Consider the following 21,199-nt stretch of genomic DNA (forward strand, 5'->3'; position numbering starts at 1 on the left):
CAGACGGAGTGTCTCATCTTATAGATTGGGATGGAGTCGCAATCTGCGACTAGCCTAAATCATTCCAATCGAGCGTGGTTCTCAAGCCCCCTATTTTCGGCCTTTCTGGTCCGAACTGGCTCAGGCATGCCGTTCGCCAGGGAGAACATGCCCACGCTCTATCGGATATCTGCATGCCTTTCACGAGTTGCACATACGCTTGTATAGCTGCTGCCCTGGCTTGCATGGCGGCGGTGTACGGCCCGGGCACGCTACGAGCGCAAGATGCCGCGCATCTCCCGCTGGTGCAGGGCGAAACGGTCCGCCTGCCTTCGCAGCCGGCGCGATTCATCATTCGGTCTACGTCCAAGACACTCACCTTCACCTACCCTCTGAGCGGTCCGCATGCGCTCAACCTGACGGGTGAGTTCTTCCGTGCGGCGTCGCTTCCAAGGGCTTTCTATAAACTGGCGAGCATCGATCCCGACTGGAAGTTCTATTCCTATCCGCTTACGTTTGCGTATTCCTATCAATTGCCGGTGCGCTCCACCCGGTTTCTGCCCATCGTAACCGCGGGGGTAACGGCCCATTTCACACGCGCCTACCGGTTGTTGGACGCGACACGGCAGCCTATTGGGCCGTTGACACAGGGTGAGCTAGCGAGCCAGGGCGCCTATTACTCCCGCGGATACGGCGCCGGGTATGGCGCCGAGGTATCGATTGGATTCCGTACGGCGCTGAGCCAGCATCTCTTCCTGCTTACGCAATGCCGGTATCGGATCGTACACAGCACTCCTTTCGTCAACAAAAACGACCTGGGCATGCATTTCAGCGTGCTCGATTTTGCGATTGGTGCTGGCTTCACGTTGTAAGCGTGGCTGTACATCGTCCTGTAACTGCTGTATCTTGCGTGCCATGTTGAATCGCAAGCAGTCGTTGCTACCGTGCCTTTTCGCCTTCCTACCCATGTCTATCTCGAACCCGGTTGCCTGGAACGGCTCCCGGGGATTGTGGCCGGCCTCGATGGCGGGCCGGTGTTGTTGGTGTGTGATGGCGGATTGAAGCGAACGCCCTGGCCGGCGCGTGCGGTCCAGCTACTGGCATCCTGCGGCCATGAAGTGATGGTGTTTGACGGGGTCGAACCCAACCCGAGGAGCGAAACAGTCGATCGACTTGCCGCCGGTGCGCGCGATCGGGGAGTGCGTTGCGTGGTGGGGCTTGGCGGTGGTAGCGTGCTGGATGCCGCTAAGGCAGTGGCCATGTTGCTGCGAAACCCGGGTAGATGCCTCGATTATGAGGGAAAAAACCGATTCAGCGGCGGCTCCGCCCCCTTCGTGGCCATTCCAACGACCTGTGGCACCGGCTCAGAGGTAACCTGGGTGTCCGTTATCACCGACGCCGCCGGCAAACGAAAGGCAAGTGTGAAAGGGGATGGGATGTTTCCGCGGGTGGCGCTCGTTGATGCCAACCTGGTGGCTACCTTGCCTGCGGAGCTGGTCGCGCAGACGGGGATGGATGCCCTCACCCATGCCGTCGAGGCGTATACGGGGCTGGCGGCCAATCCGGTATCCGACGCACTGGCGGAAAAGGCGGTGGAGCTCTTGTGCGCCTATCTACCTCGGGCCGTGGCCGCCATCCAGCACGACGCAGAGGCGCGGGAAGAAGTGATGCGGGCCTCGACACTTGCCGGCATGGCTTTCGGCAACGCCGACGTGGCCGGCGTACATTGCCTGTCTGAATCGCTTGGCGGCCAGTGGGATGTGCCGCATGGGCACGCGAATGCCGTATTACTTGCACCAGTCCTTCGATACCATCTTCCATGGGTTGAAACGAGGCTTGTCCGCCTGGAGGCGATCGTTACGCCCGATGACACAGAGCCTTCGAGTATAGCGTTCATAGAGCGTGTCGAGGGCCTGGTGGCGGAGTTGGGAATTCCGCCGTTCCGCACATTACATATTCCGAGCGGGGCCTACACGCGTATCGCCGAAGCGGCCGAGGCAAACAATTCAAACGCTTCTAACCCGCGTATGATGGTGGCTGCCGACTACATGGCTATCCTTCAATCGCTTTAAAACTGGCATCTGAGGTTTAATGGGCCTAAATTCGAGGTCACACAGCCTCCCTTGCGGCCGGATCTGAGCGTTTCCAACGCTCACGCCTGGCCAGATCTGGCGTGGACGTCTTCATCAACCCAACACAAACAATGAAATCTATCTACACCGCACTCCTCGCGGCCATAATCTGTATCCCGGCAGTTGGATGCCAGCCCCAGGAGCCGCCGGCCGCCCAGGCCGAGGAAACCGCTGCGCCAGCTGAAACACCGTTTGCGCTCCAGATGGTCTGGGAACTGACCGAAGGCATCAATCGGCCGGAATCCGTCGCCTTCGATGCGGCGACGAACGCACTGTATCTCTCGAATATCGTCGGCAACGGCACAGACAAAGACGGCAACGGCTACATCGCGAAGGTGGCCCCGGATGGGTCGTCGATCGATAGTACCTGGGTTGTCGGGCTCGATGGGCCCAAGGGCGTCGATATCGGCAACGGCAAGTTGTACGTGGCGGACATCGACCAGTTGGTCGAGATCGATATCGCCACGGCCGAAATCACGGCCCGTTATCCCGCGGCCGGCGCGATCTTTCTGAACGACGTGACGGTCGCGCCGGATGGGGCCGTCTATGTTTCAGACATGAACACGGCAACGGTCTGGCAACTGAAAGATGGTGCGTTCGAGAAATGGCTCGAAGGGGATGTGATCCGCTCGCCGAACGGCTTATTTGCAGAGGCCGATAGACTGCTCATTGCCGCCAACGGCACCGCTGTCGAGAACCCGGGCAACGCCCGGTATCTGATGGCGATTGCGTATGCGGATAAGTCGGTGACTCCGTTGCGTGATGAGCAGGGCATTGGAAGCCTGGACGCCATCGAACCGGATGGTAAGGGCGGTTATATCCTTTCGGATTGGGGCGCCGGCAAGGTGATGCACTACACGGTGGCCGCCGGTGCTACGGAGATTTTGGCCGAGTCTCAGGGCACCGCGGATCTGGACTACGTGCCGGCCCAGCGCATGTTGTATCTCCCGATCATGATGTCGGATCGGCTCGTCGCCTATAGCACGCCCTGAATAAAACGCTGACTTAATTTGATCGCGCCACTGGTCATACGCTCGCTTTGAGGGATATTTCCATGGCATTGTGGCCTACGATACCGGGGCCCGGGCGGTTCGCCGTTCGGGCCCCGGTGCATTTTATCCAGGCACTACTCCTTCAGTACCAGTCGGCTTCTCCTGTAGTACCTGCTAAATTAAGACGCCCGTACCAGACGGCGTCTGGTGAGTCACCTTAGTTTTACTCGCAATGAAACGAGTGGCGCCTTTTCTGGATAGGCGCACTCTGCGAGACACATCTCGATTCGGGGACGGAGGACATTGGAGGGGTAGAGCCTCCGTCCCCTCACTTCTTCTTCTGTTACGTAAGCCGACCCTTAAGCGTTGGCCCGGTCTACCGATACCATCTTTGCCACATCAAAAGAATGGACGGAGGCCGTTACTGTGGGGTACGACCTCCGTCCTGCACCTCTGGCGGCCGATTGGCCGGTTAGAATAGCGAAGAACGGAAAAAACAGATCCAAGACGAGCGATAGGCCGCAGGATGCGGAGTGGGATGGACGTTATCCATGGGACGAGGCCTGCGCCTCAAGCTATTGAGAGACGTATCGGCGGTGGCGCGTTGCGGGTTAACAGACGACGTCTCCCGGAGGTAAGCGCGGACATGATTGCGTGCCGCGACCTATGCAAAAGAGGCGTTTTGGGGGCGAATCTCGGAATGAGACGGGTGATGCCGGCGAAAGGGGACGAGGTTGTATGATCTGCTAGAGCCAAAAACACGCTGTTTTAGAGGGAAACCCATCCCGGGGAGGCTTAGATATGTACGAACTGTGAGGGATTCGTGTTGATTGTGTTTTGGCACCGTAGGTGTAGTAAGAAGGAACGATAGCTGATTGTCATTCGGCGGAAGTCGTGTTCTTAACCCGGTGAAAAGCGAGCGAGGCGGTGCGGCTCAGGTTGCTGTAAACCCTTTACGCCTGTAGCATGAACCCGAATGCGCCAAAGGTGCACGGGCGTCGGGCCAGAGGTTGAAGTGGGAGCCTGCCTCGGAAATGTAGATTAGGGACGTGATTCAGATGTGACGCCGATCGCATGATTCTTTGAGATCTTGATGTGTATGCGAGTTTGCTGCTTAACCGGGGGGCAAGCAGCAAAGGTAGAAGATCCGGCCGGGCTTGCCCGGCCGGCTTCAACCAGAGCCTGCCCCAGGTACGACGACGATGGCCTGCTCATGGAGCGTCATCACATACGTCGAGAGAGCACACAAGAAATTGCTGCTTAAGTCGGGGGGCAAGCAGCAATGGTAGAGGACCGGCCGGGTTCGCCCGGCCGGGCTTCAACCACGCGATACATACGATATATAAAAGCGGGAAGCCGTTCCCGGCGTCCCGCTATCCCGGGTTTGCTGCTTAAATCGGGGGGCAAGCAGCATGGTAGAGGGCTGGCCGAAGCCCTTACGGGTTTCGGCCGGCCTGAACCACTCCCAGGCGCCTGATGATACCCCATTGAAGTACCAGGCGTTACCGTGTAGCCGGGTTGGGACACGATGTCGTGCGTCCCGATAGTAGAGTTTACTAGCATATGCTGCTTTAACCGGGGGGCAAGCAGCAAGGTAAAGAGCCGATTCTGTGTAAACAGGGTCGGCTTTCCCTGTATTACGGGCTGTCTGAAGATTCCGGTGGCTCGAGCCCATCCTTCGAGGCATACTTGCGCACACGACGGATGAGGTTTTCTTCCTGGTCGCGCTCGCGGTGGGCCTGCATACGCTCGACCAGTTGCCGTTCGTAGCCGATCGGTTCGGGATTATAGAAAAACGTCCCCTGCATCGCATCCGGCAGATACTGCTGGGGGACGTAATGATCGCGGAAGGCGTGCGGATACTGGTACCCTTCGCCATGCCCGAACCCCTTTTTGTCCCGGTTGGCGTCCTTGATAGGATTGGGGACGTCGTGCGACTGTTCCTGTTCGACGAATTGGAGGGCGTCGAAGAACGAGAGGGTGGTATTGCTTTTGGGGGCAGTGGCCAGGTAGAGGCAGCACTGGGCAAGATGGAAGCGGCCTTCGGGCATGCCGACATAGTCGAAGGCCTGCGACGCGGCGACGGCAACCTGGAGGGCGCGCGGATCGGCCAGACCGATATCTTCGGAGGCGAAGATGAGCATGCGGCGGAAGATGAAGCGGGGGTCCTCGCCGGCGTACACCATACGGGCCATCCAGTACAGGGCGGCGTCCGGATCCGAGCCGCGGAGGCTCTTGATGAACGCGCTGATCGCATCGAAATGGGCATCCCCCTCCTTGTCGTACAATACCGCGCGTTTCTGGATGCTCTGTTCCGCCACCGATACATCGATGCGTATGACGCCCTGTTCGTCGGCGTGCGTGGTTTCGACCCCCAGTTCCAGCGCGTTGAGCAGCGAGCGAGCGTCCCCATTGGCTGTGCTGACGAGGTGCTCCAGTGCGTCGTCTTCGAGGACGACGTTGCGCGTGCCGTAGCCACGTTCCCGGTCCTGGATCGCCATCTGGGCGACACGCCTCAGGTCGTCCGGTAGCAGGGTGCGGAGCTCGAAGATGCGGGAGCGGCTTACGAGCGCCTTGTTGACTTCGAAGTAAGGATTCTCGGTGGTCGCGCCGACGAAGATAACCGTGCCGTTTTCGACGTGGGGGAGAAGGGCATCTTGCTGGGCCTTATTGAAACGATGCACCTCGTCGACAAACAGGATGGTGCGTTTTTGCTGGAGGCGGAGGCGCTCTTGCGCATCGTGGATGGCCTCGCGAATGTCCTTCACGCCGGCGAGCACGGCATTCAGCGCCGTAAAATGCGCCGACGTCGTATTGGCGATGATCCGGGCAAGGGTCGTCTTGCCGGTGCCCGGAGGGCCGTAAAAGATAAGGGACGAAAGCTGATCCGCCTCGATGGCCCGGCGAAGCAGTTTACCTTCGCCCAGCACATGCCCCTGCCCGATGAAGGTGTGGAGGCTGCGGGGGCGCATCCGGTCGGCCAGCGGCGCATTACGCGCCCGGTAGCGCTCGGCGGCATCGTTGAAGAGATCGGACATGGCGGGTGGAATTGCAACGTAAAAAGTGAAAAGTGAATCGAACGCGCATGTACCAGAGGCGGAAACGCACGACGTTCAACATTAAACGCGGGAACGTTACTACGTTGTCAAACGCGTCTCGGATGCCGTCCTCGAGGAGCCGGGCCCCTCCCAGTGAGGGGTGCCGAATGTACTGGCAGGACATGCCGGGGTGCCTGAGGACGTGCTCCGTCATCACGTGCGAGAGCTGATCCGACAGGGGGCGATTCGAAGGGGAAAAGCTGAGCATGGTGAGGGGTGAGATAAGGCTGTTGCATAATACTATACGCCGTACCATGGACGCCAAAAAGTAGGTCGAAGCACGCGGGATTTTCTTTTACACGTACGTACATTACCGCCCCCACCCCCCGGGGGACCCCTACCCGCACCTGCACCCCAGTTGTACTATGCATCGTCAACATCTCAAGTGGTATAGCCCTGTACTCGGGCGAGAAATGGACCTCCTGGTGCTTGGGCACGGCGGCACACCGGTGCTCGTGTTTCCTTCCAGCCTCGGGCGCTTTTTTGAGTGGGAAGACTTTGGGATGGCCGGCGCACTGGTGCGACAACTTGACGAGGGGCATAACCGCCTGATCTGTGTCGACTCGGTCGATGCCGAGAGCCTCTACAACCGGGGCGTCGATCCCTATACGCGGATTAAACGGCACCAGCAATACGAGCAGTATATCCTCCAGGAAGTCGTTCCCTACATCCAGCACATCAGTGGCCACGGCTTCATCATCGCCGCCGGTGCCAGCTTCGGGGCCTATCACGCGGCCAATATCGTTTTTAAACAGCCCTGGGCGTTTGGCAAGCTGATCGCCTTGAGCGGCGTGTTTGACATAAAATCTCAGCTCGACGGGTTTTACAACGACGACGTGTATTTCAGCAATCCCGTCGACTATCTCTATCACCTATCCGACCCCCACACCATCGACGCGATCCGCCGGAATCACATTGTGCTGAGTACCGCCGAGCACGATCCCTGCCGGCCGGCGAACGAACACCTGAGCGGCATTTTACAGGCCAAAGGCATCCGACATACCCTGGATTCGCGCCCGGGCGTGTTCGGACACGATTGGCCCTGGTGGCGCGACCTGATCCGCCAGCATATCGTTTGACCCTCCCTCCCTATTTCGCACACCCACGACCTCCCATGGCAAGCAAGAAAGAAGCAAAGATCGGCATCCTGCGAGGGATGGAGACCACGTTTCCGGACGGTCTCGTTCACCATATCAATGAGACCTATGGCGCAAAAGGCGTCACGGCCGAGTTTGTGTCCTTCGATTCCGTGCGCATGGACGGCGACCCCGAATACGCCGTCCTCCTCGATCGCATCTCCCACGAAGTGCCGTTTTACCGGTCGTATCTCAAGTGGGCGTCGCTCAAGGGGACGTATGTCGTGAATAATCCGTTCTGGTGGAGCGCGGACGACAAGTTTATCGACAACGTGATCGCCGAGGCCGCCGGCGTGGCGGTACCCAGAACGGTGATCCTGCCCCACAAGGACCACATGCCGAACACGAAGGCGGAGTCGTACCGGAACCTCAGGTATCCGATCGATTGGCCGGCCATCTTCGCCTACATCGGATTTCCGGCCTTCCTCAAGCCGCACGACGGCGGCGGCTGGCGCGGCGTCACGAAAGTGACCAACCCCGAGGCGCTGTTCGCGGCGTACGACGCCTCCGGCACTTCGTGTATGATGTTGCAGGAATCGATCGAGTTTGAAGACTACTTCCGGTGTTATGGTGTCGGGCGGAAGCACGTACGGGTAATGCGTTATAATCCGGCCGCTGACAACGCCGGCACGCGGTATACCGAGATCGACGAGACCCCTATTGCGCCGGCTATGAAAAAGAAGCTGGAGCGGGATGTGCTGGCGCTGTGTCAGGCGTTGGGGTACGACCTCAACACCGTCGAGTTCGCCGTGCGCGGCGGCATTCCGTATGCGATCGACTTCATGAATCCGGCGCCGGACGCCGACTATCATACGGTCGGCCTCGAGAGCTACGAGTGGGTGATCAAGACGGTGGGCAAATTCCTCGTTGACAAAGCCAGGCAGACGAAACGTGAGCCGGCGTTTACGGCCAACGGGCTGCTGGAACCCGGGAGAGCGGAGTGATCAATGTCCAACGCATTACAACGCGCCATCAGCGACTACCACCACCTCATCGAGGTGGATCTGCAGCGGTCTGAAGCACAGCTCGACCAGCTCGTCGCATTACAGCACGAACGTAAGGTGCTCTTTGGCGATCGGCACATGGCGAACAGCCTGCGGCCGACGCTGATGACAGAGGCTACGTATACAGCCGTCCAGGACACCGTCTATCTGATCCGCCAGGCCATCCTACAGATCGCGGCCCGGTGCTTTGACAACGAGCACGTGCTGCGGCACGACCTGGGGATGGAGGACTGGGAGATCGAGCTCGCGTCGATCCCCACGAACGTCATCCGCCTGTCGGCGTTTGCTCGGATGGACTCATTCCTGACGAAGACCTCGTTCAAGTTCGTCGAGCTCAACGCCGAGAATCCGGCCGGCATCGCGTACCTGCACGAGCTCGGGCGGATCTACCGGTCGCTGCCGATTTTCCAGGCTTTCGAAAAGCAGCACCCGATTCGGTTTGTTTCGCCGCTGGAGCATACCGTGGCGGCGCTCGTTCAGATCTACCACGAGCAGTTCGATGGCCGCGAGGAGCGGCCGGCCATCGCTATCGTCGACCATCTGGACGTGCCCACGATCCACGAATTCAACCTGCTCAAGGACTACCTGGAGCGGATGGGGTACCCGTGCGAAGTGGCGGATCCGCGATCGCTTGAGTGCCGCGAGGGGTGGATTTACGCCAACGGCCGCAAGATCGATATTCTGTACCGCCGGCTGTTGATGAACGAGTATTACGAGATACGAGACGAGTGCAAGCCGTATCTGGAGGGTTACATCGCCCAGAAAACGTGTTATCTCAACTCGTTTCGGAGCAAGCTCGTGCACAAAAAGGCCATTTTTAGCCTGCTGACAGACGAACGTTACACCCGGCACCTGTCGCCCGAGCAACAGCAATCCATTCAAAATCACATCCCCTGGACGCGTATGCTGCGCGCCGAACGCACCACGTTTCGGGGATTGGAGATCGACCTCTTAGCGTTTGTCCGAAACAACCGAAACTACTTTGTGATCAAGCCAAACGACGAGTACGGCGGCAAGGGGGTTACCCTCGGATTCGCAGCCTCCCAGGCCGAGTGGGACGACGCCATCGAACGGAGCGCGCGGCATCTATTTGTGGTCCAGGAAGTTGTAGACATCCACCGCGAGCCGTTTTTGCAGAAGACGGCCGGCGGCTGGGAATACGTTCCCACGATCATCGACCTGGATCCGTATCTCAACGGCCCGTTGATGGGCGGTTGCCTTACGCGGACCTCGGCCTCGAACCTGGCCAATGTGACGGCTGGCGGCGGCTCGTTGCCCGTGTTCATCTTACGCCATACGCATGACGATAGCTCGCACCGACGTCCCGATTAACGTCGCGATCCTCGATCTGTACAATGGGGAGCCCAACCTGGGCATGCACGCCATCGAGCGGTTTCTGCTGAACGGCCGTGCCCATTATTCGGGGCGGTCGTTTACGTGGAAGGTGTTCGATGTCCGCCGGTTGGCGGAGGCGCCCGATCTATCGTTCGACGTATACATCTCGTCCGGTGGGCCGGGGAGTCCGTTCGAAGGGGTGGGGTCCGCCTGGGAGCGAGCGTATTTTAACTGGGTAGACGCCGTGTGGCGGCACAACGATGTGCACCGGGCGGGTGGCGACACGAAACACGCGCTGTTCATCTGTCACTCGTTTCAGCTCATGTGCCGGCATTTCGGCGTGGCAGAAGTCCGCGAGCGGCACTCGCAATCCTTCGGCGTCTTTCCCGTGCACCCGACACACGCCGGCCTCCACGACCCGCTGTTCCAGGGCCTCAGCGATCCGTTTTATGCGGCGGACTTCCGCCGCTGGCAGGTGATCCATCGGCACGAGCGTCGGATCGATGAACTCGGCGCTCAGATCCTGGCGCGTGAGAAAATCCGTCCACACGTCGCGTTTGAGCAGGCCATCATGGCGATGCGCATCTCGCCGGAGATGGTGGGCGTTCAGTTTCACCCCGAGGCGCACCCGCCCGGTATGTTGCGGCATTTCTACGACCCGGAGCGGCGAGCGGCGTTGATCGAAGCACACGGCGACGCCAAATTCCGCTTGATCGTCCAGCGCCTGAAGGACCGTCAGTATTTGGCCCGGACGCACAGCCGGGTCGTTCCAAACTTCTTGCATCAGGCGATCGGCGAACCCTGGACGAGCCGACCACTCGCGCCCACGCCGGCGGCCTGAACCTCTGTCCTTTCCTTCCTCATGCCTTCATCTCGAGACATCCTGGCGCGTCATGCCGCCACGTTGCAGGGGCACCTGAAACAGCGCTGGATGCAGTCGCACTCGCTCGGCATCCGTAAGTCGTTTTATGTCTACGAGCCTCCAGGCATCGAGCACCTGACCGCGTTGCCGGTAGTGTATCTGTTCCGGGGGCACGAACGGGAGTGGGTGAACTTCGCCGAGGACACCTCGCGCCAGCACAGTACCGCCATCGAGGACATCGACCACTGGATCTCTGCCGGCCAGCTGCCGCCGATGCTTGTCGTGATGCCGGGGCTGACCAGTTCGAACAATCACGTGCCCTCTCTGGGGATCGACATGCCCGTTCCGCCGACAGGTGGGCTGGATGGCCTCGGCACCGGTCGTTTCTGGGCATTCCTCAACGAAGATCTCTTCGGGCGGGTAGCCTGCGATTATCCGCAGACCAGTGGGGGGCAGCGTCTGGCAGCCGGCTTCTCGCTCGGCGGATACACGGTAAGCCTTCTGGCCATCCATCGCCCGGGGTATTTTAATCACGCGGCGATGTACGACGGCCTGTTTATGTGGCCTGGGCACTGCGACCCGCGGGAGGAGGGGAAAGGGGAGACCGATCCCATCTGGCGGCACTCCGCCCTCTTCGACACCGCCCTCGGCAACCCCAGGAATGCGGAGGCCTTGCGGATATGGAATCCCACCGATACCCTCAAACGGGCCGACGCGCAGCGGCTTCGCGAGCTGAAGCGGACGGTCTTCTGGATCGCCAGCGCGGATGCGGATGGGCAATTCGGTAACCGGGACCGGTCCCGCTACTTTGGCCGGCTCGTCCGCAGCAAGGGGCTGCGCCTCGGGTTCGATTCCGCTGTGTTCCACCCGGACGCCGCGCACAACTGGCACTGGACGGATCGCTTCCTGATTCGTTTCTTGCGGGAGGCGCTGGCGAACGAGGTGTCCGTCCCGCTCTAACGACCTGCCACATCGCATTTACCTCCATCCCCATGGCCATTTTACGCCATTTCGCGATCGTACTGGCCCTTGTGGGTTTCGGGGGTTCGGCGTGCCGGCCGCCGGCACCTCCACCCGCGGTGTATCTGCTGACGGGCAACCTCCATGCGCGATGCCTGTCGGTGTTGCGGGAGGGATTGCTGGATGGCGCGCCTGAAACGGCGATACACGCCGCCGAGGCGCTCACCGGCGCCCGGTATGGCTTCGAAGTGCGGCCCGTGATGCTGGATCTCCTGGCCGTCGTTCAGGACGGCCGTGTGCGTGCCAGCCTGGTCGGCGAACTGGTGCGCAGCGGCGATGAAGCAAGCATCGTGGCGCTTCAGGATGGGTTGCTGGAGCCCGACATGGATGTCCGCGTTGCATCCGCGCGAACCCTGTTCTCCATCGCCCGCGCCGGCGACCCGGCGCTGCTTCACCGCGCGATGCAGGAGGGAGAGGACGAACGGCTTCGGCTCTACGCCGCCGCGGCCCTACAGCGTGCCGGCCGGGGAGAAACGATCGGGTTCATCCGGCAACGCCTTGAATCGGACGATCCCATCGTCCGTAGTACGGCCGCCGACGTGTTGCTCGTGCTGGGTGACAACTCGGATATCCCCGCCCTGCAGGCCAGCTTGGGACGCGCCGTGTTTGAAACCGACCGCACCTACGCCGAGCGTACGCTGGCCGTGCTTGGGGATGAGGCCGCGCGCCGCGCGCTCCACCAGCAGCTGGGTCACCCGGATTCTGTCACCCGCGCCCATGCGGCACGTGCGGCCGCCGAGGCCTGGCTGGTCGATGGCGCCAGCCGGCTATACGCCCTGCTCGACGACCCGGTGATGGATGTCCGCGTTCGCGCCGCCCACGCGTTGCTCGTGTTGTCCGATGCCGAGGCCCCCGCGTACGCACGACGCGTTGGGCTATCCAATAAATGATGATTGACCCAGGCGCTCCATTGAACCTGCACTCTTGCTCCTGAAACCCGATCTGTCCCGGTATACCCTTTGATCTTTTCCCGTTCGTCGCCACCCCACACGTAAAAACGACTCGTAAACGGGCAGGATGGGTGAAAAGATGAACAGGACGTCCTTTATTCTGAACACAACAGGCATTCTTACGGCGCGGCGCTCGGTCCCATGGATGGCATGGCTGGTTGTGCCGGCGCTTTTTCTGATGGGCTGCGGCGGTGGGCATCGGCTGGCCCGATACGATTTCTCCGGGCATACCCTGGCGCTTGATGCGCCGCTGGCGCCCGTTCCGCGGATCATCACCGATATCGAAGGGGACATCGTCGAGGGCGTGGCGACACGCCGGATCGGCGCCATCTTCCGGGCGGCCACCTCGATTGCCAAAGAGGCCAAGGCGGAGAAGGCGCGCCGCCGGCTGGACCGCGCCGCGGATTCCGTGGATGTGGCCATGCTGGTGGCCGAGGGCGTGTTGCCCCGCGCGGCGCGGTACATGGATGCGATCCCATCGGAAGATCTGGGCGGGGCGGACTATGTGATGATCCTCCGGATCCACCACCACGGTATCTTCGCCGGCCGGACGTACGACGGCAGCATGGAATATTTCCTCGAGGCGCGCGTCGAGCTGGTCGACAATCACTCGGGCCGGCAGGTCTGGAAACGGGATATCCGCGTCAAAGAGCCTATCAACGACGGCGGCTTTTATCTTTTTGACAATGTACGGTCGGCGAAGGCGCTCGAAGAGATGAGCGAAGCGGAAATGATCGAGGCCCTCGAACGACTCAGCCGCTACACGGCCGACGCGATATCTCGCACGCTGGCCCGGGATCTGGATAGGTAAGATCGCCAGGCGCGAGCCGACGAAAGCCGTATGTAAAAAACAGCGCCCCGAGAAGCCCGAGGCGCTGTTTTGGCATGCGATGGGTGGGTGATTCGGCCTACAACTACAGCTCCGGGATGCGGATCTGCTGGCCGGGGTAGATGAGGTCCGGGTTCTTGATGACCTCCTTGTTGGCCGCGAAGAGCGCCTCCCACTTCTTGAAGTCCCCATAGACCTCTTTCGCGATCTTCGAGAGGGAATCGCCTTTCTTCACTGTGTAGAACTTCGGCTCCTTGACGACGGGCGGCGGTACTTTGACCGTGAGCATGTCGTTGACTTTATCAACGGACTTCACGTTGCCGGCCATCAAGACAGCCTTTTCTTTGGTGGCGATCGAGTCTGTCTGACCGCTCAGGGTAACCGTACCGTCGTCGAATGCGACATTCAGGCCGGTGATGCTGGCGCCGAAGGCGGTGGCGAGGGTCTGCTTGATCGTTTCGGCTTCTTTGCCGTCGTCGACGCCGATGCCGATGTTTTTGAGAAAATCGAAAATGCCCATGGTGGTGTAGGATTATATGAGGTTCTGTGATAGTACGCGTGTGGGTCGTGGGGAAACTAACAATTTAGCCGGACACGAGCCAACTTATTTAAGGATTACGTAAGCAGGGAGTCGCCCGCGATCACGGCATGAGGGGATCTGTCACGCCGAGGACGTACGCGGCGAGGAGGCCCAGGATGCCGACGAAGACGACGTAGTACAGCGTGGGTAGGATGGTTTTTCGGAGGGTCACCCCTTCCTGGCCGAGTAAACCGACCGTAGCGGAGGCGGCGACGACGTTGTGGATGGCGATCATGTTGCCGGCGGCGGCACCAACCGATTGCAGCGCGACGACGAGGGTGCCCGATATAAGGAGCCGCTCGGCCACGCTAAACTGGAAGAGGCTGAACATGAGGTTACTCACCGTATTGCTGCCGGCGATAAACGCCCCGATGGCGCCGATGGATGGCGCAAACAGGGGCCAGACGGCGCCGACGCTGGCGGCCACCCACTCGGCCATGGCGATCGGCATGCTTGCCAGGCCGGCTGCGTTGACGCCCGAGTTGATGTAGATGCGGACCATGGGCACCGTGAAGATGAGCACGAAGCCGGCGCCCAGCAGGATGCGGGTGGACTCGCTGAAGGCGCGCGAGAGCGCCTCGCGGCGCATCCCGTGCAGGAAGTAGGTGATGGCGACGGTGATGAGGAGCAGCGTGCCGGGCAGGTACAGCGGTTGGGTGGATGCCGTGATGTCGGTGCCAAAGACAGCCGGCCAGGCGAGGGTGACCATCTTGAGCCAGTCGCCCAGGGGCCACTGGGGAAGGCGGCTGGCTACGAGGAGTGCGGCGAGGATGACATAGGGCGCCCAGGCCCGAAGCGTGGACATCGGCCGGCCCAGGGCGTGGTCCAGCCGGATAGCGATCGTCCCGGTCCACCCGTCCGGCCAGGCCGCACTCGGCGCGAAATCCCAGCTATCCTTCGGCAGCAGAAAGCCACGCCGCGCCGCCGCGGTGACGATGGCCAGGCCGATGAGCGAGCCGAGGAGGGAGGGAAACTCGGGGCCGAGAAAGACGCCGGTAAGCACGTACGGAATCGTGAATGCCAGTCCGCCAAAGAGCGCGAAAGGCAGGATGGCGCGGCCCTCGCGCCACGAGGCGTTGGCTCCGAAGTGCCGTGTCATCATCATCACCATTATGACGGGCATCACCGTGCCGGCGATGCCGTGCAGAATGGCCGCATCCGCCGCGATCTGACGGATCATCTCGTCAAACGACCAGCCGGCCGCCGCGAGTTGCGCATGTAACTCAGGGCTCTGGAGCCCGCCCGAGGCCCCCACCAGGATGGGGGTGCCCACGGCGCCGAATGTGACCGGCGTGCTCTGCACCATCATCCCCAGCATGACCGCACAGAGGGCCGGGAAGCCGAGCGCCACGAGCAAAGGACCGACCACGGCGGCCGGCGTGCCGAAGCCGGCGGCGCCCTCGATGAACGCGCCAAAAAGCCACGCGATGATGACCACCTGTACGCGCCGGTCCGTACTGATACGCGTGAAACCATCCCGGATGGCCGCCACGCCGCCGGAATACGTGAGCGTGTTCAGCAACAGGATGGCGCCAAAGATGATGTAGAGGATGTTAAACGTGATGAAGAGGCCCTCGACGGTAGAGGCGGCCACTCGGGTGAAGTCGACTCCCCAGACCGTCAGGGCGATCACGGCGGCGGCGATATAGACCACCGGCATGGCGCGCCGCGCCGGCCAGCGGAAGCCGACGAGCAGAGCCGCCGCCAATACGATGGGGAAAAGAGCGACAAATGCCTGGAGGGGCAGGGGCATGGCGGATGGCTGGTACGTGATGTGGGCGGGGAGCTCCAACGAAGGTAGGGTCCGAGGCACTGCCCCGCAAGCGCTTCCGCGGGGGGCGACAAGGCGCTTGGTGGTCTTCCATGGCGACAAAAAAGGCATCCCCTGAAACAGAAGGGGGCCCAGGCCTGTACCAGGCAGCTTGTGAGCATCTGTTTCTTGAATACCGACGCGCTCCAGCCGCAGCCTGACAAGGGTATCCGGGGCTCAAGCGCATTATACCACGTCTATGGAGTTTGTCGCGCTGGGGAGTACGGAAGCAATAGGCGCCAGCTGCCTGTTCCTGAATATCAACGATACCGGCATCGTGCTGGACGCCGGCGCCGATCCTGAGGAGGAGGGCGTCGAGAGCCTGCCCCGATTGGACCTGTTGCGGCGCAACTCGGCCTGGTATGTGGACCACGTGATCGTTACGCACGCGCACCACGACCACATGGGGTCGCTCCCCGTGCTCCTCCGTGAATACCCCAACGTACACGTCCACATGTCGCCGGCCACTCGTCAACTGGCCGATCTTCTGCTGCCCGCCTCCGCCAGGCTCCAGCGTCGCAAGCTCAAGGAGGGGTCCAGCGCGCATGAGCCGTTGTTTAGTGAGGAGGAATTGGACATGCAGAGTTTCCTCTACCTGACACACGAACTGCACGAGTCGTTCGACCTCCGGGGCATCAAGGATAAGAGTCCGTTTCGGGGAGAGTTTTATAACGCGGGCCACGTGCTGGGATCGGTAGGAGTGCAGATGACCTTCGAGGAAGAGGGGCGCCGGCGTCGGGTGTTTTATTCGAGCGACACCAACATTCGCCCGCAGGACATCATTCCGGGCGGCGACTATCCCGAAGGGCCCATCGATATCCTCATCCTCGAATCGACACTCGGGGCCGACCCCGAGGCCGAAAAGACGACGCGTAAGCTGGAGGAGGATCGGTTTGCCAGTGCGCTCGCGCGGGTGCTCGATCGCGGCGGTGCGGTGTTGATTCCGGTTTTCGCCCTCGGACGCGCCCAGGAGATGCTCGCGATGATCGACCGGTTCAAAGCGCAGGGGCGCATTCCCGAGGACATCCCGATCTACACGGCGGGGTCGATGCGGGCGGTGGCGGACCTGTACGACAAGACGCGGCTCACGACGCCCCGGCTGGATCCGGAATTTCAGGTGTACGGTGTGCCGCAGCGCCGGCTTCCCCGCAGCAACGAGGCCACGCGCGACGCGCTCAGCCAGCCCAGCATCCATATCATGAGCAGCGGGATGATGTTCGAGCGAACCATCTCGAACCGGCTTGCGCAACAACTGGTGGAGAGCGATAAAAACGGCGTCTTTTTCGTGGGCTTCGTCAAAGAAGACTCGCCGGCCCGGATGATCATCGACGCCGCCGCGAACGGCCAGGGCAATCATGTCGTCCTGGACCGTATGGTGGGGCCGCAACCGATCAATTGCGACGTCGATCGGTTTCGGTTTAGCGGCCACAGCAATCGGCGCGACCTCCTCCAGATCGTCGAGCGGCTCAGGCCGAAGCAGATCGTGCTCGTCCACGGCGAAACCGAGGCCCGCGAGTGGATGGCGGACAACATCGCCTACTTCTATCCGGATACTACGGTCCACCTCCCGGAATGCGGCCAGCGCCTCGTGCTCTGACGTTCGTTGTAGCTACGGCCCCCCGTTTGATCTCGTGAACGTGCGCAGTACATTGGGCGCGCAGTGGCGTTTGTGTGACGCTGCCGCCGGATCTCCCACCCCACCTTCCCTGCCGCCCCATGCGTTTCTGGACGCGTGCCGCCGATCGGATCGATCGGCTCAATGAAACCATCGGTCGCGCGACGTACTGGCTGGTGCTCGGCATGGTCGTGCTGGGCGCGTTTAATGCCGTCGCACGGTACCTGGATCGGTTCACCGGCATCGGGCTCAGCTCCAATACCTACATCGAGTTGCAGTGGTACTTCTTCAGCCTGGTGTTCCTGCTGGGGGCGGCTTACACGTTGAAGCACGACGCGCATGTGCGGGTAGATGTGTTATACGGTCGACTTGGCCCGAGGGGTCAGGCGTGGATCAATATCGCCGGCGTAGTGCTGTTTCTGATTCCGTTTTGCGCACTCATGATCGCGGTCTCCGTGCCGTCCGTGATGAACTCGTGGGCCGTGCGAGAGATGTCGCCGGATCCGGGCGGCTTGCCGCGGTATCCGATCAAGACGATCATTCCGATCGCGTTTATGCTGCTGATCCTGCAAGGCATTTCCATGCTGGTCCGGCAGATAACACAGCTTCAACAGCCCGTTGGGCGCACGCCGGCCGTGGAGGAGGGACGCTGATGGAAGGAGACTGGCTGGCTCCATTGATGTTCGTCGGAGCGCTCGTGCTCATCTTCATGGGGTTTCCCGTGGCCTTCGCGCTGGGTGGGACGGCGCTGCTTTTCGCCTTTATCGGCGTCGAGATGGGGTTCTTCGACTGGCACCTGTTGCTGGCGTTGCCGGACCGTACGTTCGGGATCATGGCGAACTACGTGCTGCTCGCGATCCCCTTCTTCATCTTCATGGGTACCCTGCTCGAAAAATCCCATCTGGCGGAGGATCTGCTGCAGACAATCGGGCAGTTGTTTGGGGCGTTGCGGGGCGGGCTTGCGCTGGCGGTCGTATTCGTGGGCACCCTGCTGGCGGCCGCGACCGGGGTGGTCGGGGCGTCGGTGGTGGCGATGGGGATGATCTCGTTGCCGGTGATGCAGCGTTACGGGTATTCGAACCGGTTGTCGGCCGGCGTGATCGCGGCTTCGGGTACGCTCGGTCAGATCATCCCGCCCAGCGTGGTGCTGGTGGTGCTGGCGGATCAGCTGGGTGTTTCGGTGGGGGATCTGTTTAAAGGGGCGTTGGTGCCTGGCCTCATGCTGGCCGGGTTTTACGCGCTTTATGTCATCGTCGTGGCGTTTCTGCGGCCGGAGCAGGCGCCGGCGCTTCCGTCCGAGGAACGGCAATTGGCCGCCGGGGCCTTGTTCAGACGCGTACTGCTGGTGATGCTTCCGCCGCTGGTGTTGATCCTGGTGGTGCTCGGCAGCATCTTCGCCGGCATCGCGACACCCACGGAGGCCGGCGCACTCGGGGCGGTGGGCGCGATGGGGTTGGCCGCGGCGAATCGCCGGCTGACGCTTAAGGCCATGCAGGATTCGATGAACGCGACGGCGAAGCTGTCGTCCATGGTGTTGTTCCTGCTGATCGGGTCGACGGCGTTCGCGCTTGTTTTTCGGGGTCTGTACGGGGATTTCTGGATCGAGGACCTGCTCACGAACCTGCCCGGTGGCGTGATCGGGTTATTGATCGTCGCGAATCTGGCCATCTTCATCCTCGGGTTTTTTATCGACTTCTTCGAGATCGCCTTTATTATCCTGCCGCTGCTGGTGCCGGCGGCGAGCATTCTGGGGATCGACATGATCTGGTTCGGGGTGATGATCGGCATGAACCTGCAGACCTCGTTCCTCACCCCGCCGTTTGGATTTGCGCTTTTTTATCTTCGCGGCGTCGCCCCGCCGTCACTGTCGACGACCGATATATATCGCGGCGCTGTCCCGTTTATCCTGATCCAGCTTATCGGGCTGGTCGTCGTGATTCTTTTCCCGGAGATCGTGACCTGGTGGAGGTAGTCTGACAGACCTTCCTTCGGGGGCGTCACTCGGTCAGATTCCTTTCGACGATGTAATAATCCCGGTCCACCACCACCTCTCCCCGAGAGAGCGTCTCCAGCGTCTGCCAGTCGGTCGAAGGTTGGACGCGGTACGCCTGGCCGGCGACGGTCAACTCCACCGTCATATCAAAGCCCTCGATCACTTCCGTCCACCGATATGCCAGGGTATTGCCATCCTCCCATCGGTACGCTAGCGTGGGAATCCGGGAGTCGCGCAGGTACTGGTCGAACACCGGCCGGAGGTCGATGCCGCTCTGGTCGATGATGTACTGCTCGATCTGCTGCGTGGTGACGGTCTGGTGGTAAAACGCCTCGTTGAGGCCACGCAGGATCGCCCGCCACCGCGCGTCGTCACCGACCAACGCGCGCACCGTGTGCAGCAGGTTCGCGCCTTTGTAATACATGTCTCCGGAGCCCGACTTGTTGACGCCGTAGGGGCCGATGATCGGGCGGTCGTTCTGGATCCGGTCGCGCGTGCCGATCACGTAATCGGCACTGGCCTCCTTGCCGAAGTGGTAATCGACATACAGGTTCTCCGAGTAGGCCGTGAAGCCCTCGTGGACCCACATGTCCGCCACGTCTTTGTAGGTGATGTTGTTGGCGAACCACTCGTGGCCGGACTCGTGGATGATGATGAAGTCGAACTTCAGCCCCCACCCGGTGCCGCTGAGGTCGTTGCCCAGGTAGCCGTTCTGGTACATGTTTCCGTAGGTGACGGAGCTCTGGTGTTCCATGCCCAGGTACGGGACCTCCACTAGTTTAAAGCCGTCCTCATAAAACGGGTAGGGTCCGAACCAGTGTTCGAAGGCGTCGAGCATGCCCGGGACCTGGGCGAACTGGGCTTTCGCTTTGTCCAGGTTTTCGCGGAGGACATAGTAGTCCAGGCTGAGGTCACCCTTTTCGCCGGCGTAGGTCTCGGTCCAGTGGGCGTAGTCGCCGACATTGACGTTGACGCCGTAGTTGTTGATCGGGTTGTCGACGAACCAATGATAGGTTTGGGTGCCATTGCGGGGTGCATCGACCTGTCGGAGCCGGCCGTTGGCGACGCCCACGAGGAAGTCCGGCACGGTGAGACTGATCAGCATGCTATCCGGCTCGTCGTACATGTGGTCTTTGTTCGGCCACCAGATGCTGGCGCCGATTCCCTGGTTGGAGGAGGCGACAAACGGCTTGCCGTTGGTATCCTGTTTCCAGGAGAGGCCGCCGTCCCACGGGGGGCGCACGGCGACCTTCGGGGCGCCGGCGAAGCGAATCGAGAGATTGTGGTCGGCGCCGACGGTTTGCGGGTTCGTCAGGTCGATATAGTAGACATTGCCGTCTCGCTCGAAAGCGAGGGGAGTGCCGGCCTGTTCGACGGCCTCGATCCGCATCGGCGGCTGGAGGTCAATCTGCAACCGCTGGCCCGGCGCGAGGACGCGGTAATGGACGGTATTGAGGCCGGCGAGGGTCTGGGAGGCGGGGTCGACGGCGACATCGAGGTGGTAATACGTAAGATCCCACCAGGCGCGCTCGGGTGTGATCGAGCCGCGGAGGGTGTCCTGGCGGGTGAACTGGGCGCTGGCGTCGAGGGTAAGCAAGACGCTCGAGAGGAACGCCAGTAAAAGCAGGTGTTTTTGCATAGCACTGTTTATGACTCGCAAGACCCGAAGGGTTTCTAAAACCCTTCGGGTCTAAACGATTGGCGCGTGTTTTCGTGCCGGGGTATAACACATATTTCATCTGATTGCGTATGTTGAAACCGCCAAAGAACGATCGATAGTACCTGATTTGTGCGGTCGTTCATGGATGGGAGGATACAAGGTGGCGGAGACTACTCGACGGCTCGATCATCCCACATCACGCGA

At 61.1% G+C, this 21,199-nt stretch carries 17 protein-coding genes; 13 read left to right on the forward strand and 4 right to left on the reverse strand.

Going from position 1 to position 21,199, the window contains the following annotated elements:
• Window positions 1-224: 224 nt before the first annotated feature.
• The 3 genes from SH809_02235 (at window position 225) to SH809_02245 (ending at window position 3,103) form a co-directional block, all read left to right on the forward strand.
• The gene (locus SH809_02235; GenBank protein MDZ4698500.1) at window positions 225-851 is read left to right on the forward strand and encodes a hypothetical protein; all 627 of its coding nucleotides are present in this window, start codon (window positions 225-227) and stop codon (window positions 849-851) included.
• A gap of 72 nt (window positions 852-923) precedes the next feature.
• Window positions 924-2,051: an iron-containing alcohol dehydrogenase gene (locus tag SH809_02240; GenBank protein ID MDZ4698501.1), complete on the forward strand. Its 1,128-nt coding sequence runs from the start codon at window positions 924-926 to the stop codon at window positions 2,049-2,051.
• Between the two features lie 131 nt (window positions 2,052-2,182).
• Window positions 2,183-3,103 (forward strand): hypothetical protein, encoded by a 921-nt coding sequence (locus tag SH809_02245; GenBank protein ID MDZ4698502.1) that lies wholly within the window; start codon window positions 2,183-2,185, stop codon window positions 3,101-3,103.
• A gap of 1,637 nt (window positions 3,104-4,740) precedes the next feature.
• Here SH809_02245 and SH809_02250 read toward each other — a convergent pair.
• Window positions 4,741-6,141, reverse strand: coding sequence for an AAA family ATPase (locus tag SH809_02250; GenBank protein MDZ4698503.1), 1,401 nt, complete (start codon window positions 6,139-6,141; stop codon window positions 4,741-4,743).
• 425 nt (window positions 6,142-6,566) lie between these two features.
• On the opposite strand from SH809_02250, the gene SH809_02255 reads away from it, so the two are divergent.
• From SH809_02255 to SH809_02285, 7 genes are all read left to right on the forward strand, one after another.
• Window positions 6,567-7,280 (forward strand): alpha/beta hydrolase-fold protein, encoded by a 714-nt coding sequence (locus SH809_02255; protein ID MDZ4698504.1) that lies wholly within the window; start codon window positions 6,567-6,569, stop codon window positions 7,278-7,280.
• 35 nt (window positions 7,281-7,315) lie between these two features.
• A complete protein-coding gene (locus tag SH809_02260; GenBank protein MDZ4698505.1) occupies window positions 7,316-8,281 on the forward strand; it encodes a hypothetical protein in 966 nt (321 codons plus the stop codon).
• A 3-nt stretch (window positions 8,282-8,284) separates the two neighbouring features.
• On the forward strand, window positions 8,285-9,673 hold the full coding sequence (locus tag SH809_02265) for a hypothetical protein (protein ID MDZ4698506.1): 1,389 nt from the start codon (window positions 8,285-8,287) through the stop codon (window positions 9,671-9,673).
• A complete protein-coding gene (locus tag SH809_02270; GenBank protein MDZ4698507.1) occupies window positions 9,642-10,517 on the forward strand; it encodes a hypothetical protein in 876 nt (291 codons plus the stop codon). Before SH809_02265 ends, SH809_02270 begins: the two co-directional genes overlap by 32 nt.
• Before the next feature lie 21 nt (window positions 10,518-10,538).
• Window positions 10,539-11,498, forward strand: a complete 960-nt coding sequence (locus SH809_02275; GenBank protein ID MDZ4698508.1) for an alpha/beta hydrolase-fold protein — start codon at window positions 10,539-10,541, stop codon at window positions 11,496-11,498.
• Between the two features lie 32 nt (window positions 11,499-11,530).
• Window positions 11,531-12,448, forward strand: coding sequence for a HEAT repeat domain-containing protein (locus tag SH809_02280; GenBank protein MDZ4698509.1), 918 nt, complete (start codon window positions 11,531-11,533; stop codon window positions 12,446-12,448).
• Between the two features lie 139 nt (window positions 12,449-12,587).
• The gene (locus SH809_02285; GenBank protein ID MDZ4698510.1) at window positions 12,588-13,319 is read left to right on the forward strand and encodes a hypothetical protein; all 732 of its coding nucleotides are present in this window, start codon (window positions 12,588-12,590) and stop codon (window positions 13,317-13,319) included.
• 103 nt (window positions 13,320-13,422) lie between these two features.
• Here SH809_02285 and lysM read toward each other — a convergent pair whose 3' ends face one another.
• Window positions 13,423-13,857 (reverse strand): peptidoglycan-binding protein LysM, encoded by a 435-nt coding sequence (gene lysM / locus SH809_02290; protein ID MDZ4698511.1) that lies wholly within the window; start codon window positions 13,855-13,857, stop codon window positions 13,423-13,425.
• A 121-nt stretch (window positions 13,858-13,978) separates the two neighbouring features.
• A complete protein-coding gene (locus SH809_02295) occupies window positions 13,979-15,670 on the reverse strand; it encodes an L-lactate permease (GenBank protein ID MDZ4698512.1) in 1,692 nt (563 codons plus the stop codon).
• 256 nt (window positions 15,671-15,926) lie between these two features.
• On the opposite strand from SH809_02295, the gene SH809_02300 reads away from it, so the two are divergent.
• The 3 genes from SH809_02300 to SH809_02310 all read left to right on the forward strand — a co-directional run bounded on the left by SH809_02300 (window position 15,927) and on the right by SH809_02310 (window position 19,314).
• Window positions 15,927-17,324 (forward strand): MBL fold metallo-hydrolase, encoded by a 1,398-nt coding sequence (locus SH809_02300; GenBank protein ID MDZ4698513.1) that lies wholly within the window; start codon window positions 15,927-15,929, stop codon window positions 17,322-17,324.
• 119 nt (window positions 17,325-17,443) lie between these two features.
• Window positions 17,444-17,995, forward strand: coding sequence for a TRAP transporter small permease subunit (locus SH809_02305; protein MDZ4698514.1), 552 nt, complete (start codon window positions 17,444-17,446; stop codon window positions 17,993-17,995).
• On the forward strand, window positions 17,995-19,314 hold the full coding sequence (locus tag SH809_02310; GenBank protein ID MDZ4698515.1) for a TRAP transporter large permease subunit: 1,320 nt from the start codon (window positions 17,995-17,997) through the stop codon (window positions 19,312-19,314). The genes SH809_02305 and SH809_02310 overlap by 1 nt, the downstream gene beginning before the upstream one ends.
• Window positions 19,315-19,339: 25 nt before the next feature.
• Here SH809_02310 and SH809_02315 read toward each other — a convergent pair whose 3' ends face one another.
• Window positions 19,340-20,974 carry a M1 family metallopeptidase gene (locus SH809_02315; protein MDZ4698516.1) on the reverse strand — a complete coding sequence of 545 codons (1,635 nt, stop codon included), beginning with the start codon at window positions 20,972-20,974 and terminating at the stop codon, window positions 19,340-19,342.
• Window positions 20,975-21,199: the final 225 nt, after the last annotated feature.

It is taken from the genome of Rhodothermales bacterium (assembly GCA_034439735.1).
Classification (GTDB): domain Bacteria; phylum Bacteroidota; class Rhodothermia; order Rhodothermales; family JAHQVL01; genus JAWKNW01.

Bases quoted from the DNA above. Each gene is read 5' to 3' on its own strand.
- SH809_02235 (MDZ4698500.1), top strand. From the start codon at position 225: ATGGCGGCGGTGTACGGCCCGGGCACGCTACGAGCGCAAGATGCCGCG.
- SH809_02245 (MDZ4698502.1), top strand. From the start codon at position 2,183: ATGAAATCTATCTACACCGCACTCCTCGCGGCCATAATCTGTATCCCG.
- SH809_02250 (MDZ4698503.1), bottom strand. From the start codon at position 6,141: ATGTCCGATCTCTTCAACGATGCCGCCGAGCGCTACCGGGCGCGTAAT.
- SH809_02255 (MDZ4698504.1), top strand. From the start codon at position 6,567: ATGCATCGTCAACATCTCAAGTGGTATAGCCCTGTACTCGGGCGAGAA.
- SH809_02260 (MDZ4698505.1), top strand. From the start codon at position 7,316: ATGGCAAGCAAGAAAGAAGCAAAGATCGGCATCCTGCGAGGGATGGAG.
- SH809_02265 (MDZ4698506.1), top strand. From the start codon at position 8,285: ATGTCCAACGCATTACAACGCGCCATCAGCGACTACCACCACCTCATC.
- SH809_02270 (MDZ4698507.1), top strand. From the start codon at position 9,642: ATGACGATAGCTCGCACCGACGTCCCGATTAACGTCGCGATCCTCGAT.
- SH809_02275 (MDZ4698508.1), top strand. From the start codon at position 10,539: ATGCCTTCATCTCGAGACATCCTGGCGCGTCATGCCGCCACGTTGCAG.
- SH809_02280 (MDZ4698509.1), top strand. From the start codon at position 11,531: ATGGCCATTTTACGCCATTTCGCGATCGTACTGGCCCTTGTGGGTTTC.
- SH809_02285 (MDZ4698510.1), top strand. From the start codon at position 12,588: ATGAACAGGACGTCCTTTATTCTGAACACAACAGGCATTCTTACGGCG.
- lysM (MDZ4698511.1), bottom strand. From the start codon at position 13,857: ATGGGCATTTTCGATTTTCTCAAAAACATCGGCATCGGCGTCGACGAC.
- SH809_02295 (MDZ4698512.1), bottom strand. From the start codon at position 15,670: ATGCCCCTGCCCCTCCAGGCATTTGTCGCTCTTTTCCCCATCGTATTG.
- SH809_02300 (MDZ4698513.1), top strand. From the start codon at position 15,927: ATGGAGTTTGTCGCGCTGGGGAGTACGGAAGCAATAGGCGCCAGCTGC.
- SH809_02305 (MDZ4698514.1), top strand. From the start codon at position 17,444: ATGCGTTTCTGGACGCGTGCCGCCGATCGGATCGATCGGCTCAATGAA.
- SH809_02310 (MDZ4698515.1), top strand. From the start codon at position 17,995: ATGGAAGGAGACTGGCTGGCTCCATTGATGTTCGTCGGAGCGCTCGTG.
- SH809_02315 (MDZ4698516.1), bottom strand. From the start codon at position 20,974: ATGCAAAAACACCTGCTTTTACTGGCGTTCCTCTCGAGCGTCTTGCTT.